Origin of the sequence: Bacilliculturomica massiliensis (genome assembly GCF_900605495.1) — a bacterium.
Lineage (GTDB): Bacteria > Bacillota > Clostridia > Peptostreptococcales > Anaerovoracaceae > Bacilliculturomica > Bacilliculturomica massiliensis.
Genome location: NZ_LR027603.1, coordinates 1,749,336 through 1,764,413, shown reverse-complemented (window position 1 = coordinate 1,764,413; position 15,078 = coordinate 1,749,336). Strand labels below are relative to the sequence as shown.

The following is a 15,078-nucleotide window of genomic DNA, read 5'->3' as shown; positions in this document are numbered from 1 at the left end:
TGAGGGATCAGCATTCTGTTTCCGCGACGGTGTCTGCGGCGGATTTTTTAGAAGACTCTGATCCTTCCTGCGTCTCCAGTCCCGCCGCGGTCTGCAGCTTCTTTCCGAACAGTCTGTCTGTGACGGCGATGGCTCTGCCTGTGAATACGACGGCGATCACGGTTCCCGCTCCGATGCCCGGAAGGCTTCCGGCAAAGAGGGCGCCGATGAGGATGGCTGCGGCCGCGCAGCACAGGTCCAGGAGATTTTTTCCGAAGCCGAAATTTTTGCCGGCCTTTAATCCGACCACGCGGGCGAGGGCGTCCGCCGGGTTGGGAACCAGGCGCATCATCACCGTCAGCGAGGCGCCCAGACCTGTGAGAGCCACCGCTGTTCCCAGAAGAAGAAAGCGGATGGGCAGGCTGTCCGGCGCCGCCGGCAGATACGTGTCGAAGAGACCGATGAAAATGCTGGTGAGAAAACTCATGGGGATCTGCAGAAGATCGGCAGGCCGAAATCCTTTTCTGTCCAACATCCATTCGAGAAGGACGCAGAAGCAGTAGAACAGGAAGATCAGCGCGCTGAGATTTTTTTCTGCGACGGCGGAGATGCTGAAAGGAACGGAGATGATGGGGGATACGCCCAGATCCGTCTTTGTGTTCAGCGTGATGCCCAGGGCAAGCACCACAAGTCCGGTCATGTAGATCAGAATACGGCGCCATAGATTTTTATTCTTTATCATTATCCTATTATCCTATACTCATTTCTATTTCCGCTTTTTCCCATAGCGTGAGACTGCGCCCAGTATGAGATTCTGCGGTGATCATCATTATTATTATAGTTCGGCCGCGCTTTTGTGTCAACGAAGCTGGCCATTGGTATATGCGCGGCGCCGGTGGAGGGGGGTTAATGTTCCTCCGAAGGGGGCAGGGGGCTCTGCCCGGCCGGGGCCGGAGATCCGGAAATGGAAGCGCCGGCATTTTTTCTGAAAAAAACCGCGGTTCCTCTTTGCCTGACTGTAAAAGTGTGTTATCGTATGGATAGATATTTCTGAATATTTCATAAATTAGAAGAGGGCATGGGCAAAGATGGGATCGGATGTGCTGTGAAGGAGGAGGAAGAATATGAGAAAAGGCATGAGAATGTTGGCGGCAGCGGTCTGTGTGGCCGCGATGCTTCCTTTTCAGGCTTTTGCGGCGGAGGACAGCGGACCGCTGCCTAAGCTGTTTGAGCTGAGAGACGGGTATGATGCGGTAGAGCCCTTTGAGAACGGCGTTGCGGTGGTGTACAAGTCGGGGAAGGATGGATGGGACTGGAAAGCCGGCGTTGTGGACCGCACGGGCAGGGAGATCGTTCCCTGTATTTATGATGACGTGACGGTGACTGGCTATGACGGCTTCATCATAGCGACCAGGCTCGGCGGCCCTGAGGGCTGGGAGTATACGTACTACGACCTTTCAGGAAATGAATGGACGGAAGCGGACGAAGAGTCCGGGGATGACGAACCCTATACGGTCATTACACTGAAGGGGATCAACGTAGTCTGCGGGAACGACAAGTACGGTCTGACCGATGCCCAGGGGAAGGAGATCACCGGAATGATCTATGACGACATTCGCTATTACAGCGTGAGCAGCGGCACGGTGGTGGCGCTGATAGGAGACCGCTATGGCGCTGTAGAGCTGAAAACGGGAAAGACGGTGATCCCCTTTGAGTACGACGGATTGTTTTCATCGGAGGATCTGGGCTATGAGGCGTCAAAAGATGGTAAGTGGGGACTGATCTCGACTGCCGGGGCCATCCTGATCCCTCTGGAATACGACGCCATAGGTACGTTCGACGACTGCGGAATGGCGCCGGCCTACAAAGATGGAAAGATAGGAGCGCTCAATGCAGAGGGAGAAGCGATCATTCCCTTCCAGTACGATACGTCGCATATCGTAGCGGAAGGATGGTCCTGCGACGACGCAAAGCAGGCGGAGCTGGAACAGTATAACGAGTGGATGATCCGCAGCTATGTGTCCTATGATCTGTTTTTTGATAATGAAGTGCTTCCTCTGTGGAAGGGAGATAAGATGGGCGGCGTCAACAGCCGGGGCCAGACCGTGATCCCGTTTCTCTACGATGAGCTGGAATGTGTGGGCGACGGGCAGAACTGGATCGCGCACGGGGAAGGCGGCTACACCATGTTCGGGCCTGAGGGGGAGAAGCTTCCGGCTCTGGAAGGAAAAAGCTATGAGGGCATCGTCGCCATCTGGTCCTGGGGGGAAGAGGATGGACTGCGGTACGGTTACGTAAAAAACAAGAGGATGGGACTCATGGATCGGGAGGGCAGGGAATTGACAGGCCCCGTCTATGATTTTATCGACGACGGCGGTCACGGCATGTTTACGGTCTTAAAAAACGGGCGCATGGGATTGATCGACGGTCAGGGGACCCAGATCGCGCCTGCGATCTATGACGACATCATGCAGACTCCGAAGAATGGGCTGTGGGGAGCTTCCATCAACGGCCGTTACACCTATCTGGACGGACAGGGACAGGAGATGATCCAGCGGATCTATGATTCGATGGACGAATTCGCCGAAGGTCTGAGCCTGGTCTCCAGGGAAGGTCTGTACGGCTTTACGGATGAGGAAGGTCGGGAGGCGGTCCCCTGCGTGTACGAGGACGCTTCCGATTTCTCTGAGGGAATTTCCATCGTCACATACCAGGGGAAGAAGATGGGGGTGGAGCACCCTTATTGCCGCCAGCGGGAGATCAATATTTACGTGAACAACGGCTGGCTCTATACGGAAGAGCCCGCCTATACGCAGGACGGCGTGGCCATGGCGGCGGCCGCGGAGCTGGCGCCGGCCATCGGGGCCTGGACTTACTGGGATGAGGAAAAGGACGCGGTATACATGATCGGGGTCAACAGGACCATCGAGATGAAGATCGGAGAAAAAAAGGTCGTGGTCCACGATGAGGAACAGGGTACGGCAGACGAAACAGTTCTGGATGTGCCTGTCGTCACGCGAAACGGCCGGACCTTTGTCCCCATTAAATTTGCGGCTGAGGCTTTTGGCCGGTCGGTAGAGTGGGACGCCGGGAAAAACGGCGTGATGATCTCCACAGATCTGACGGACGAAGAAACGCTGTGATCAGAGCGGGGCGGAATGGGTCAGACCGCGTTTCCTTCTGCCGCTCTCCGGCGGCGGTCTTCTGTTCAGCGTAGGAACTGCGGCGGCTTGAGATGTTCTCAGGCCGCCCTTTGTTTTTTGATACGTCCGGGTAAGGATACGGGGCCAGAGGACATTTTTCTGGATCCAGCCGACTGCCGATCCGAAGCCAAGCTGGTGTAAAATATTTTATTTTGTTGGAATAACAACAGACTTTTTTGACGGCAAAGGTTATGATACATTCGAAAGATGAGAGAAAGCGCGCCGTCCATGATGGAAGAATCGAAACTGAAGAATAAAAAACGAGGGAGATCATGAGAAGAAAAGACAGAGAGATGGACCGGGATTTTGCTCTTGGGGTGTTGGATCGCTGTGAATATGCGGTGCTGGCCACTTCAGACGGAGAGGGGCGCCCCTACTGCATACCGGTCACTATCGTCCGCAGGGACGAGGTGATCTATATTCATTCCGCTTTAGAGGGACAAAAAGTCAACAATCTGCGGGGAAACGGAAACGTGTGTCTGACCGCGGCAGGCGGCACGAAAATCGCGAAAGATCAGTTCACCACAGAATTTGAATCCGCAGTGGTATTTGGCACGGCGGAGGAGGTGACGGAGGAGGCCGAGAAGATCGAGGCGCTGCGGCTGCTGTGCCTGCGTCACGTTCCGACCAATATGCACAGGTTCGACGAGGCGGTGCGGGCCAGTCTGCACAGGACCGGCGTCTGGAAGATCCACATGGATACCGTTACGGGGAAACGAAAGAAGTTCGATAAAGACGGCGTGGAGATGAAGTTTGGAAGAATGGAATAGCGCGGCGGATCCGCCGGGAAAAGGGGAGAGAATATGAAAAGAAAAATCATCAGGATAGACGAAGAGAAGTGCAACGGCTGCGGAGCGTGCGCGGCAGCGTGTCACGAAGGGGCCATCGGTATGGTGAAGGGCAAAGCGAAGCTCATGCGGGAGGATTACTGCGACGGACTGGGAGACTGTCTGCCCGCCTGTCCTGCGGGAGCCATCACGTTTGAAGAGCGGGAGGCGCCGGCTTACGATCATCAGGCTGTCATGGCGGCGAAAGCCGCCCGGGAGAAGGAGGGGGCGGAGCCGTCCCAGGGAGAGGGGGAGCGAGAGCCGCTGCCCTGTGGCTGCCCCGGGACCATGGCCAGGGCCATTCACAGGGAGGACAGTCCGGAAGAAGCGCGGGAAGGAACGGAGACGGCGGAGCGGACAAGCCCAGGCGGAGAAATGGCAGCGGCGGGATCGCAGCTTTCTCAGTGGCCGGTGCAGATCAGACTGGCCCCGGTCAACGCCCCGTATTTCAATGGGGCAAAGCTGCTGATCGCCGCGGACTGCACCGCTTACGCCTACGGAAATTTCCACAGGGATCTGATCAGAGGACGGATCGCGCTGATCGGCTGTCCCAAGCTGGATGAAGGGGACTACGCGGAAAAGCTGACGGAGATACTGAAGAATAATCATATTCGCAGCGTGACGGTGGCGCGCATGGAAGTGCCCTGCTGCGGAGGGATCGAGAACGCGGTAAAACGCGCGTTGGAAGCCAGTGGAAAAGTGATTCCCTGGCATGTGGTCACCATTTCCACCGACGGCCGGATCATCGACGAGAACTAAAGGAAAAACGATTTTCACACAGAGGCGGTGAAAATCGTTTTTTTAGTTTGCGCGCCATGGGCGCGCTCTAACAGGTGAAAGTCCCGAACACGCCCAAGTAGTGGGAAGTGTATAGTCGAACAGCAAGGGTATTCACCGTGAGGTGAAATCTGAAGGAAACTGTAAGCAAATCTCTGGTCTGACGGACAGAAATCACATATAAGGCTAGGCTCCGAGAGAAGCGATCCACCAACTGAGCCAGGTATTATTCTTGTGTAATGCTTAGAATTAAAATAAAATAACAACATATCACTTTGAAGCAACCAAAGGCAAAAAACGGGAAGTAGATAGGTGAAGGGCCCTAACAAAGACCATAGGAGGTGGCAGAATGGATGACAGTCGAATTATCGAGTTATATTGGACACGCAACGAGAGCGCGATAATAGAAACATCGTCAAAGTATGGGAAATACTGCTATACCATAGCCTATAACATCCTCTGTGATAAAGAGGATGCGGACGAGAGCGTAAATAATACTTACCTCGGTGCGTGGAACGCCATGCCGCCCCACCGTCCATCTATTCTGCGAACTTTTCTTGGTAAAATCACGCGGCGCATATCGCTGAAAAAATGGCGGGATAGTCATCGGGATAAACGTGGCGGTGGCGAAGTGTCCCTTGCTCTTGACGAGCTTTCAGAATGTGTGCCCTCAAACGTCATGGTGGAGGATGAAATTCTTGCGAAAGAATTGGCAAAAACGCTCAACCGCTTTATCGCAGAACTGCCTACCACAGAAAGACAAGTTTTTCTCTGCCGCTACTGGTATTTGGACAGTATTGAACAAATCAGTATGGACTTTTGTTTCAGCACCAGTAAGGTAAAATCCATGCTCCACAGAACAAGAGCAAAGCTGCTTTCATATCTAAAAAAGGAGGGGGTAGCATGAACGCAAATCACATTCTTGACGCATTGGAAATGGTCGATGATAAATACATTATTGAGGCGAAAGAGAGGAGTCTTATGAATACAACGAGAAAAGCCCGAAGCATGAAGCAGACGCTGGCGCTTGTCGCAGTCATTGCCGCGCTGCTGGCCCTTTGCGGATTTGCCGCTTACAAATTAGGCTGGTTTGATCCGTGGCTGCAAAAGCCGTCTGCCGACCCGGTGCAGACCGTTCAAAGCGCGATTGAAGGTCAGGCCGGGAAGGAATATACGCTCAGTGTGCGTGTGGATGAAATCAAGGTGGATGAAGATGAAACGGAGCGTGTCGCGGCCATGTATTCCGGCAGCGAACTTGCCCAGGCGCGGGGCTGGACGGATGAGTATCTGGAAAAACATTTTGTTGTCGTATATGCGAAATATTATGTGGAATACGACCACACAAAGACCTTTATGGACGACGGCCACCTGCAGCAGTATTTCTACTTGACCCAGGACACGAAAACCGGGGAATGGACAATCAGCGATAACACTTCGCCGGATACAAGCGCGGCCTCAAATGTTGTATGGGAATATGAGCCGCTTTTAAGTTCTAAACTCCCCGCATTTCCCTTTCAGTTTGATTTGCCGTATTCGACCATTAAAGCAGAATGTGATACCGGCACGCTCATAGGCTATCAAGACCACGACGGCACCGCTTATCCAGAGGGCAAGCAGTTATCATTCCCCAGCGGCAGTACCCTTTACTGGACTCCCCAAGCAGAGGAAAATTATAAATATGATCGTTCTGCCGAAATCTCCTTTACCATCTACGATGAAGATAAGGCGACTTTTACCGGCTCTATCTCAATTCAAGTTGAAACAGCCGGAGGCGGCTCGGAGACCGTTGTTTACTCCGCTGTGCTAAATGATGGATCAGGGCTTTCGATGACGCAGGCAACCGACACAGAGGGAGCGGTTATCACCGTTGCGTTTAAGCCGCTTGAAAATTAGCCGGATATAGGTGAGCAGCACCACCTGTATCCCGAAATCGACCACCTATTGAAAAACGATAGCGGAGCAACCCCAAAATCCCTATACTAAAATTGCAAGGAGCCGAGGATGGTTTGGTGCGTCCGCATAGAACTCCCTCCTTAACTTATTTTCTAAGGTGTGTTACTTGTTAAGTTGATTGAACCGCCGTGTACCGAACGGATCCGCACGGTGGTGTGATAGGTCGGGGATTTATCTAAAATCCCCTCCTACTCGATTGCGGGGACTTGCTGAAGGCGGACCGCGGCAAAGGCGGGATCGTCAGGGTGATGTTTTTGGAAAAACGGGTGACAAAAGAAAATAAAAGTGTTAAAATACACTAAATAAGCAAATGGGGGGTAAGATATATGAAGCTGTCGTCGTTTTTATATTTTTCAGCCTTTGGGATCAGCACGATCCTGTTTCACAGGAAAAGCCCCATACTGGGAACCATTATCGTGACAGATAAGTGCAATCTCACCTGCCGTCACTGCGCGGTGAACAACATCACCGGGGTGGTGCACCCATACGGCAAGCTGCGGGCGGAGATGGAAAAGCTTTATGGGATGGGCGTCCGCATCCTGTTTTTCTGCGGCGGAGAGACGTTTCTGTGGGAGGATGGGGAGAAAAGGCTGCGGGATCTGGTAAGGGAGGCGAAGGAGATGGGTTTCCTCATCGTCAATGTGGTGACCAACGGAACCTTTCCCATCGACCTGCCGGAGGCGGATCTGATCCTTCTCAGTCTGGACGGCGGAAGGGAGGCCCACAACGCTGTCCGGGGCGATACTTACGATCTGATCCTGAAAAATATCCGGGCCGCGTCGTCGGACAACATCTGCCTTTATATGGCGTTGAACCAGATCAATAAAAGAGAGATCGGCGCGGTGTGCAAAACTGCCAGGGAGGAAAAAAAGGTGAGAGCCGTTTCCTTCAATTTTCACACACCATACCCCGGGACGGAGGAACTGTCGCTGTCCCCAGGGGAAAAGGAGGAGTGCTGCGGGGAGATCGAGAGCGAAATGCTGCGGGGGACCCCTGTGTTTAACCTCAGGAGCGCGTTTCCCTACATTATATCCAATGAATTTTCCACACCCTGCAGGCAGTGCGTTGTCATGGAAGACGGGATGCTGTCCGTCTGCGGCCGCTGCGTACATGTGGACGGGCTGTGCGCACAGTGCGGTTACTTCTTCGCGGCGGAATACGCGCTGATCTTTGGAGGAAATCTGCGGGTGATCGGGGATATGCTGCGCACATATCTGAGATACGTATGAGGAGGGCGGATAAATGAAGCTGACATCACTGCTGCGGGCCATGCTGACCAGGTCCTTTCGTCCCTTTCTCTTTGAAAGCGATGGCGATCCCGTTTTGGAATACGGGGATGCAGAACGGCTGGGGCTTTACGTCCATATACCGTTCTGCAGGAGCATCTGCGGTTTCTGCCCGTACTGCAAGACCGTCTATGAAAAGGAGAGATCCAGGCGCTATCTGGAAGCGCTGCTGGCGGAGATCCGCAGAGTGGGAGAGATGGGAAAGGGCCGCAGGGAAGTCACCAGTCTGTATTTCGGAGGCGGGACGCCGGCGCTGATGGCGGATGAACTGGGCCTGATCACAGGGGAATTGAAGAGGTGGTTTGATATAGGCGGCCAGATCGGCGCAGAGCTTCACCCGGAGGATGTGACGGTGGAAACGCTTGAGAAGCTGAAGGCGGCCGGTGTGACCATGCTCAGCATCGGGATACAGTCCTTTCAGAGGGACAGCCTTGAACGTCTGGGCCGGACGGAGCCTCCGGCAAAAGCTATCGCAAAAGCCCTCCGTCAGGTGCCCTTTGAGTCCGTTTCCATGGATCTGATCTTCGCGCTGCCCGGCCAGACGGCCGACAGGCTGAAAGAGGATATCCGCACGGCTTTTGAGCTGGGAGCGGACCAGATCGCCGCCTATCCGTTTATCGATTTTACTTTTGCCGACAACGAATACCGCCCGGTCCCTGAGCGGGAAAAGAAGCGGATGCTGCGGGAGATCACGGACTACTGCCGGGAGCTTGGCTGTGTGAGGACGTCAGTCTGGACGTTCGGAAAACCGGGAAAGCCCAAGTATTCGTCCATGACAAGAGAACAGTTCCTGGGCTTCGGCCCTTCAGCGGCCACATTGCTATCCGATCAGTTTAAGATCAATACTTTTGATCTGGAAAGCTACATCGCCCGCACGGCAGCGGAAGATCTGCCCACGGCGCTGACGCTGCGCTTCACCGGACGGCAGCGAATGATATACCATCTTTTCTGGGAGGCGTACACCACGGAAGTGGACCCGGACAATTTTCAGCGGCTGTTTGCGCGCCGTCTGGAGGACTGCTTCGGCTGGGAGCTGATCCTCTGCCGTTTGCTGGGTCTGGCGAAAAAGGAGCCGAAAAAAGACCGGCCGGGTCACGTTTACCGCATGACCGGCCGGGGCGCTTACTATTATCACTTTATCGAACAGTATTACACGCTGTCTTATATCGACCGCATGTGGAACGTGCTGGGACGGGAGCCCTTTCCGAAAGAACTGAGGATGTAGTCTCAGCGCACAAGAAGGCTTTTTCCGGTCATTTCCAGGGGCTTCGGCAGTCCCATCAGGTCCAGCAGCGTGGGGGAAAGATCGGCCAGAACGCCGCCTTCCGCCAGAGTCACAGTGTGATCGGTCATGACCAGAAGGGGCACGGGGTTCAGCGAGTGGGCCGTGACCACGCTGCCGTTCTCATCCAGCATGCAGTCCGCGTTGCCGTGATCCGCGGTGAGGATCAGCTGTCCGCCGCAGTTGTTCAGCGCGGAGACGATCCGTCCCACGCAGCTGTCCACGGTCTCCACAGCTTTTATTGCGGCGTCCATGACGCCGGTGTGGCCGACCATGTCGCAGTTGGCGAAGTTCAGAATGATGACGTCGTAAGCGTGTTTGTCGATCTGTTCGATCACGCGGTCCGTCACCTCGCAGGCGCTCATCTCCGGCTGAAGGTCGTATGTCGCCACCTTCGGAGAGGGGACCAGGATCCGGTCTTCGCCGTTATTGGGAGCTTCCACGCCCCCGTTGAAGAAGAACGTGACATGAGCGTATTTTTCCGTCTCGGCGATGCGCAGCTGCGTCATAGCCAGGGAGGAGAGATATTCGCCCAGCGTGTTTTTCAGGGACTGAGGCGGGAAAGCCACCAGCACCGCCGGCATCTCCGCGTCATACTGCGTCATGCACACATAGCAGAGGTCTGCGGGCCTTTTTTTTCGTTCAAACCCTGTGAACGTATCGTCCACGAAGGCGCGGGTGATCTGGCGGGCCCGGTCGGGACGGAAATTGAAAAAGATGAGGGAGTCGCCGTCGTCCACCGTGGCCAGCGGCCTGCCGTCGGATCCGGTGATGACGGTGGGTTTTACAAACTCATCGTTTTCGCCGCGCTCATAGGCTTCCGCCAGCGCTTCGGAGGCGGAAGAGGCATGAAAGCCTTCGCCCAGAGTCATGGCGTCGTAGGACAGCTGCTCGCGTTCCCAGCGGCTGTCCCGGTCCATGGTGTAATAGCGGCCGGCGATGGTGGCGATCTGCCCCAGGCCCGTCTCCGCCATGCGGGTCTCCAGCTGGTCAAAATACTGCTGCGCGCAGCGGGGCGGCACGTCGCGGCCGTCCAGCAGGGCGTGGACGTACACGCGCTTCAGGTTTTTCTTCTTTGCCAGCTCCAGCAGAGCGAACAGGTGAGAGATGTGGCTGTGGACGCCGCCGTCGGAGAGAAGCCCCATGAGATGAAGGGAAGAGCCGCGGTCCGCCGCGTGGTCCATGGCCTGATTCAGCGCCTTGTTTTCATAGAAACCGCCGTCCTGTATCGCTTTTGTGATCTTCGTCAGCTCCTGATAGACAATACGGCCTGCTCCTATATTCAGATGACCCACCTCGGAGTTGCCCATCTGACCGTCCGGCAGACCGACGGACAGGCCGCTGGCGCCGATCACTGTGTGAGGGCACCTGGCAAAAAGCGCGTCCAGATTTGGCTTGCGCGCCTGTGCCACCGCATTTCCCGGGCCTGCGGGCGCCTGACCGAAGCCGTCCAATATCATCAACATCGTCGTTTTCTTCATGATAATCCTCCATTTATATAGGAACTATTCTGGTTCAAATCCCTGAGAAAATAGATTAAAGTCCGATAAAATCAGTATATCACAGTTAAAAATTTTTTCCAGATTTTTTAGCGGCGGCGCCGGCCCAGGCGCTGCCGGATGAGTCATTCAGCTGCAGAAAGAAGCGGTGGAGCTTTTGACGGACGATATGGCAGTATCGGCAGTTCGCTCCATTGCTGCGCAGAGTCTTCGCAGAACGGCCCGTCTCTTTTTGGCCAAGCGCCTTTATGTCGGCCGGAGGAGGTGGTATAATTTATCATAGATGCCTGTGCGTCAGGCGTGGGCCCCAATTGAATCCGAATTACGCGCTGCAGTGAATGTGGAAAAGGATGTGTCATTATGAAGGAGTTTATTATCAAAGACGGAGTGTTGGCAAAATACACCGGAAAGGAAGCCAGTATCGTTGTTCCAGAGGAGGTCAGGGCGGTCGCAGCCGGCAGTCTGCCGTTTGAAGTAAAGGAGATCACGCTCACCGGGGGTGTGGAAACGGTAGAATCCATGGCCTTGCGGGACATTGTGCGCGTACGCCTGGCGGCGGACTTTTGCGGGGAACTGAGGGGCGACGCTTTTCACACGCTCAATCACCTGGAGGAAATCGTCGTCGAGGAGGGAAATGAAACGTACGCGGTAATCGACCGGGCGCTCTTCCTTGCGGACGCTATGGAGCTGGTTTTATTTCCCGGGGGAGAAGCGAAGGGCCTGGTGAAATACGATGTGCCGGAGGGAACAAGGCGCATTGGAGCCTGGGCGTTTTCCTGCACTTACAGCATGCTTGAGACGATTTCTCTGCCCGATGGACTGCTGGAGATCGGGGAGTGTGCTTTCATGAACAATAAAAAGCTGAAGGCGATGACCTTGCCCCCGTCTGTTGTTTCTATAGGGCACAGCGCGTTTCGTTCCTGCAGGGCTCTTGAGAGCGCCGATCTGGGCGGCGTCCTGGAAATCCCCGGCAACGCGTTTTCGGACTGTGAAGCGCTGAAGACCATCCGTATACCGGCGGCCTGCGCGAAAATAGATCCGTATGCCTTTGTACTCTGTCCGGCCATCGAACAGATTGAGGTTTCTCCGGAAAACGCCGCCTTCACTGTGGTGGACGGCGTGATGTACGATGAATCGGGGACAGTCCTGCTCCGGTATCCATCGGGCAGGGAAAACGGTGAATTTGACATTCCGGAGGGCGTCGTGAGCATTGGGCCGCGGGCGTTTGCGGAATCCCGGGTGGAGGCCGTCTCCATACCGGGCAGCGTGGAAGTCCTTTGTCAGGAAGCATTCGGGGGCTGCAAATCGCTGCAGGAAATTGAGGTCGACGCTGGGAGGATCGAGGCGCAGGCTTTTAACTACTGCGCCACGCTGGAATACGTCTCCCTGGGCCGCCGGGTCAGGGAGATCGGTCCTGCGGCCTTCCGGGGCTGCTGGCTGCTGCGCGAGATCGTGATCCCACAGGGCGTGACGGCCATCTCTCCCTGCACCTTCGAGGAATGTGAGACGCTGCAGGCAGTCACGCTGCCGGAGGGGCTGCTGGAGATCTCCCAAAGTGCTTTTGAGGGGTGCAAGGGACTTCGCCAGCTTGTAATACCTGAGGGTGTGACATTCATCGGCGAGTCTGCCTTCGCCGACTGCCGGAAGCTGAAGCAAGTTTCGCTTCCCGCCAGTCTCCGGACAATTGGAGCGGACGCGTTCAAGGGATGCAGCGCCCTGAAAAGCATTGTCGTTCCTCTCGAAGCGGAGATCGCGGTCAGCGCTTTTCCATCGTCGGTAAAGGTTCTGCGGGGCAGCGCGGAGGCTGACGCTGCGCCGGTCGTTCAGCTGCTGCGGGACGGCGAGCTCGACGGCTTTGTGGTCAGCGGCGGCGTCCTTCTGAAATACACGGGTAAGAAGCGGAAAATCGTGATACCCGAGGGTGTGACAAAGATCGGCAGAGGCGTATTTCAGGGCGCGCCCATCGTTTCTCTGGAACTGCCTGACACGCTGGAGGAAATCGGTCCCTACGCCTTTGTGCGCTGCGACAAGCTTTCCAGAGTCATTCTGAACGCCGGGCTCAAACGCATCGGGTGCTGTGCGTTTGGGGGAGCCACTGCGCTCAGGGAAGTCACAGTGCCAGGAACCGTCGAATTTCTTGCGACAAACGCCTTTAACACCACTCCAGGCGCAGATGCGGTAAATCTGATCTGCGAAAATCCGTCGCTGCGGGAACGGTGCGGCGCGGTGCAAAACGGCTGTGTGATCGTAAAGAAGGACGTGGTCCCGTATTGGGTGAACTGTCCCTTCGAGGTATCCGTGGGCGACGTGGTTTCCTTTGGGAGCAGGCGCAGAAAGAAGAGGTACAGCGGTCCCGTGGCCGCCATCGTAAGCGATCAATTCGAAGATGTCACGGAGGTGAACGACGGCGGCGTGGACTACGAGGTTTTCGAAGTGATTTCAAGAGGAGAAAACGATGAAGGGACGATTTGAGGCGGTCATATGCGGAAAGAAAATCCTCGTCGATCAATTGATCGATACGATGGTGGAGCTGGCCATTGAAGGCGAGGAACTGTTTTCTGATATGCTGACTGCATATGCAGGGCTTCCCGGCGACTACGATATGCTTTCCCCCGACCAGACTACCGGGATCGCTTTTGAATCAGAGGAGGCAGTGGACGTCGGGCAGCTGGGCAGTCTCATGAACATCATGGCCGCCGCAGTGCCCGAGCTGGATATGGCGTACAGGGAAGACAGCGAAGAAGGGTATTACGACGGTTGGCTCAATCATCATTCAGGTCCGGGTATAGCGTATTTTGACGATGACAACCCGGTCCTGCCCAAATGGACGAAAACCGTGAAAGTCGATCGCGGCGACGCCTCGCGAAAAGAGCGATGGGGCCGGCGGATCCGCGGGAGCTGGGCGTATATGAACGACCGCCTCGACCCCTATCTGCGGCTGGCGCTTTTCTTTGAAGGTAACGCCCCCTGCAATCCGCCGAAGGACATCCCGCGTTTTCTGTACATCGTCTTACAGGCCCACCAGGAAAGCAGCGGCGAACTTCGGGAGCTCGCCGTCAGCAGGAGGATCGAGGCGCTGCTCGACATAGATGGAGAGAAAATCATAGAGGACTACGCCATGGACCGCGGGTCCGATCTGGCCGCATACTGCGTCTGCCGGCTGGCGGAGCGGGAGGAACCTGAATTTCAGGATGAGACGCGGGGACTTCTGGCAAAGCTGTGTGCAAGCGCCCAGGGTCTTCTGGTGTACGGATGCTTTGGCAAGAACGGGGAGCATGGTTTTTCGCAATCCTTCTGTTCCGCTCCCGGCGATCAGGCGGTTCGGATTGCAGAGGAGGCGGCGCGGCTGAAATGCGGCGGCCGGGAACTGCCCGTCCCCGGAGAATTTACATATATTTTGCGCAATAGGACGAAAGCGGCGGAGCATGTTCAAAGGGGCGAGGAACTGTTGGCGCGGCGGGATTTCAGCGGCGCGGCGGAAAGCTTCCTGGCCGCGGTCGAAACGGGAGTCTACGCGCCCGACGCCTGTATCGGCATGTTTCTGGCCTGTCAGAGGGCCGTCTCGGTGGAAGAGTGGGAGAGGCAGTGGGAGGAGCGGCTCAGAGCGTACAGAGACAGCAGCCTGGATCTGCTCTCTGTGGACGTGGACGCAAGGCTCTTTGAGCTGATGGAGCAGGCCGGCCGGCTGGGGCTTTCCGTCCAGGAGCCGCCCAGGCTGGCGGAGTTTCCCGAGGCCGCGTTCAGACGCAAAATTCCAGACAGCTTTTTTTCTTCCTGCGATACCTGTCGAGTGCCCTATCCGTCCTGCGAAAAGGCCCTTGAGCGGGCGCGGGCGGAGCTTCCAGACTATCTTTTCATGATCCGCGGGGAGGACGCCAGGTATGGCCCTATACTCGAACGGATCCAGGGCCATTTGGATTGGGCGCGGGCCAGGGAGGCAGATCGCGCCGCCAGGGAAGAGCTGGAAAAGAGAGTGAGAGAGGCCATCGACAGAAAAGCGGCCGGGCTTCAGGAGATGATCGACAGCGCCTTAGCCAGGCTGACGGAACAGACCGGGATCGACCACAAGCAGAAAGAGTGCTGCGTGCGAGTGCGGTTCACGGATGGCAAAGAATTTACATACAGCTGTCCTTTCGCCGTAAAGATCGGCGACAGCGTCATCGTGGAAGGGGCTCGGGGGAAGGCTCCGGGCGAGGTGGTCAAAAGGCTGCCCGCCTCTGTGGAAAACGGCTATCTGAAAAAAGTCCTCTCCATCGTCGGCTCCGCATAATC

At 55.8% G+C, this 15,078-nt stretch carries 11 protein-coding genes; 9 read left to right on the top strand and 2 right to left on the bottom strand.

Annotated features, from left to right (window positions below; translation table 11 throughout):
* Positions 1-7 precede the first annotated feature (7 nt).
* The gene (locus E0E37_RS17195; RefSeq protein ID WP_130864203.1) at positions 8-721 is read right to left on the bottom strand and encodes a YczE/YyaS/YitT family protein; all 714 of its coding nucleotides are present in this window, start codon (positions 719-721) and stop codon (positions 8-10) included.
* Between the two features lie 382 nt (positions 722-1,103).
* Here E0E37_RS17195 and E0E37_RS17190 point away from each other — a divergent pair, with 382 nt between their 5' ends.
* The 7 genes from E0E37_RS17190 (at position 1,104) to E0E37_RS17155 (ending at position 9,250) form a co-directional block, all read left to right on the top strand.
* Positions 1,104-3,122: a WG repeat-containing protein gene (locus E0E37_RS17190; RefSeq protein ID WP_130864202.1), complete on the top strand. Its 2,019-nt coding sequence runs from the start codon at positions 1,104-1,106 to the stop codon at positions 3,120-3,122.
* 332 nt (positions 3,123-3,454) lie between these two features.
* The gene (locus E0E37_RS17185) at positions 3,455-3,952 is read left to right on the top strand and encodes a pyridoxamine 5'-phosphate oxidase family protein (protein WP_130864201.1); all 498 of its coding nucleotides are present in this window, start codon (positions 3,455-3,457) and stop codon (positions 3,950-3,952) included.
* A gap of 33 nt (positions 3,953-3,985) precedes the next feature.
* Positions 3,986-4,768, top strand: a complete 783-nt coding sequence (locus E0E37_RS17180) for an ATP-binding protein (protein ID WP_130864200.1) — start codon at positions 3,986-3,988, stop codon at positions 4,766-4,768.
* Between the two features lie 367 nt (positions 4,769-5,135).
* Positions 5,136-5,693, top strand: coding sequence for an RNA polymerase sigma factor (locus tag E0E37_RS17170; RefSeq protein ID WP_130864199.1), 558 nt, complete (start codon positions 5,136-5,138; stop codon positions 5,691-5,693).
* Positions 5,690-6,679, top strand: coding sequence for a hypothetical protein (locus tag E0E37_RS18950; protein WP_246019772.1), 990 nt, complete (start codon positions 5,690-5,692; stop codon positions 6,677-6,679). Before E0E37_RS17170 ends, E0E37_RS18950 begins: the two co-directional genes overlap by 4 nt.
* Before the next feature lie 386 nt (positions 6,680-7,065).
* Complete coding sequence (locus E0E37_RS17160) at positions 7,066-7,968, top strand: radical SAM protein (protein WP_130864198.1); 903 nt, start codon at positions 7,066-7,068, stop codon at positions 7,966-7,968.
* Positions 7,969-7,981: 13 nt separating this feature from the next.
* The gene (locus E0E37_RS17155; RefSeq protein WP_130864197.1) at positions 7,982-9,250 is read left to right on the top strand and encodes a coproporphyrinogen-III oxidase family protein; all 1,269 of its coding nucleotides are present in this window, start codon (positions 7,982-7,984) and stop codon (positions 9,248-9,250) included.
* A 2-nt stretch (positions 9,251-9,252) separates the two neighbouring features.
* On the opposite strand, the gene gpmI is transcribed toward E0E37_RS17155, so the two are convergent.
* Entirely contained in the window at positions 9,253-10,788 is a 1,536-nt protein-coding gene (gpmI, locus tag E0E37_RS17150; protein WP_165445429.1) for a 2,3-bisphosphoglycerate-independent phosphoglycerate mutase, read from the bottom strand.
* A 378-nt stretch (positions 10,789-11,166) separates the two neighbouring features.
* Between gpmI and E0E37_RS17145 the strand changes: the two genes are divergently transcribed.
* Both E0E37_RS17145 and E0E37_RS17140 read left to right on the top strand, forming a co-directional pair.
* Complete coding sequence (locus tag E0E37_RS17145; protein WP_130864195.1) at positions 11,167-13,278, top strand: leucine-rich repeat domain-containing protein; 2,112 nt, start codon at positions 11,167-11,169, stop codon at positions 13,276-13,278.
* The gene (locus E0E37_RS17140) at positions 13,262-15,076 is read left to right on the top strand and encodes a hypothetical protein (protein WP_130864194.1); all 1,815 of its coding nucleotides are present in this window, start codon (positions 13,262-13,264) and stop codon (positions 15,074-15,076) included. The genes E0E37_RS17145 and E0E37_RS17140 overlap by 17 nt, the downstream gene beginning before the upstream one ends.
* Positions 15,077-15,078 lie beyond the last annotated feature (2 nt).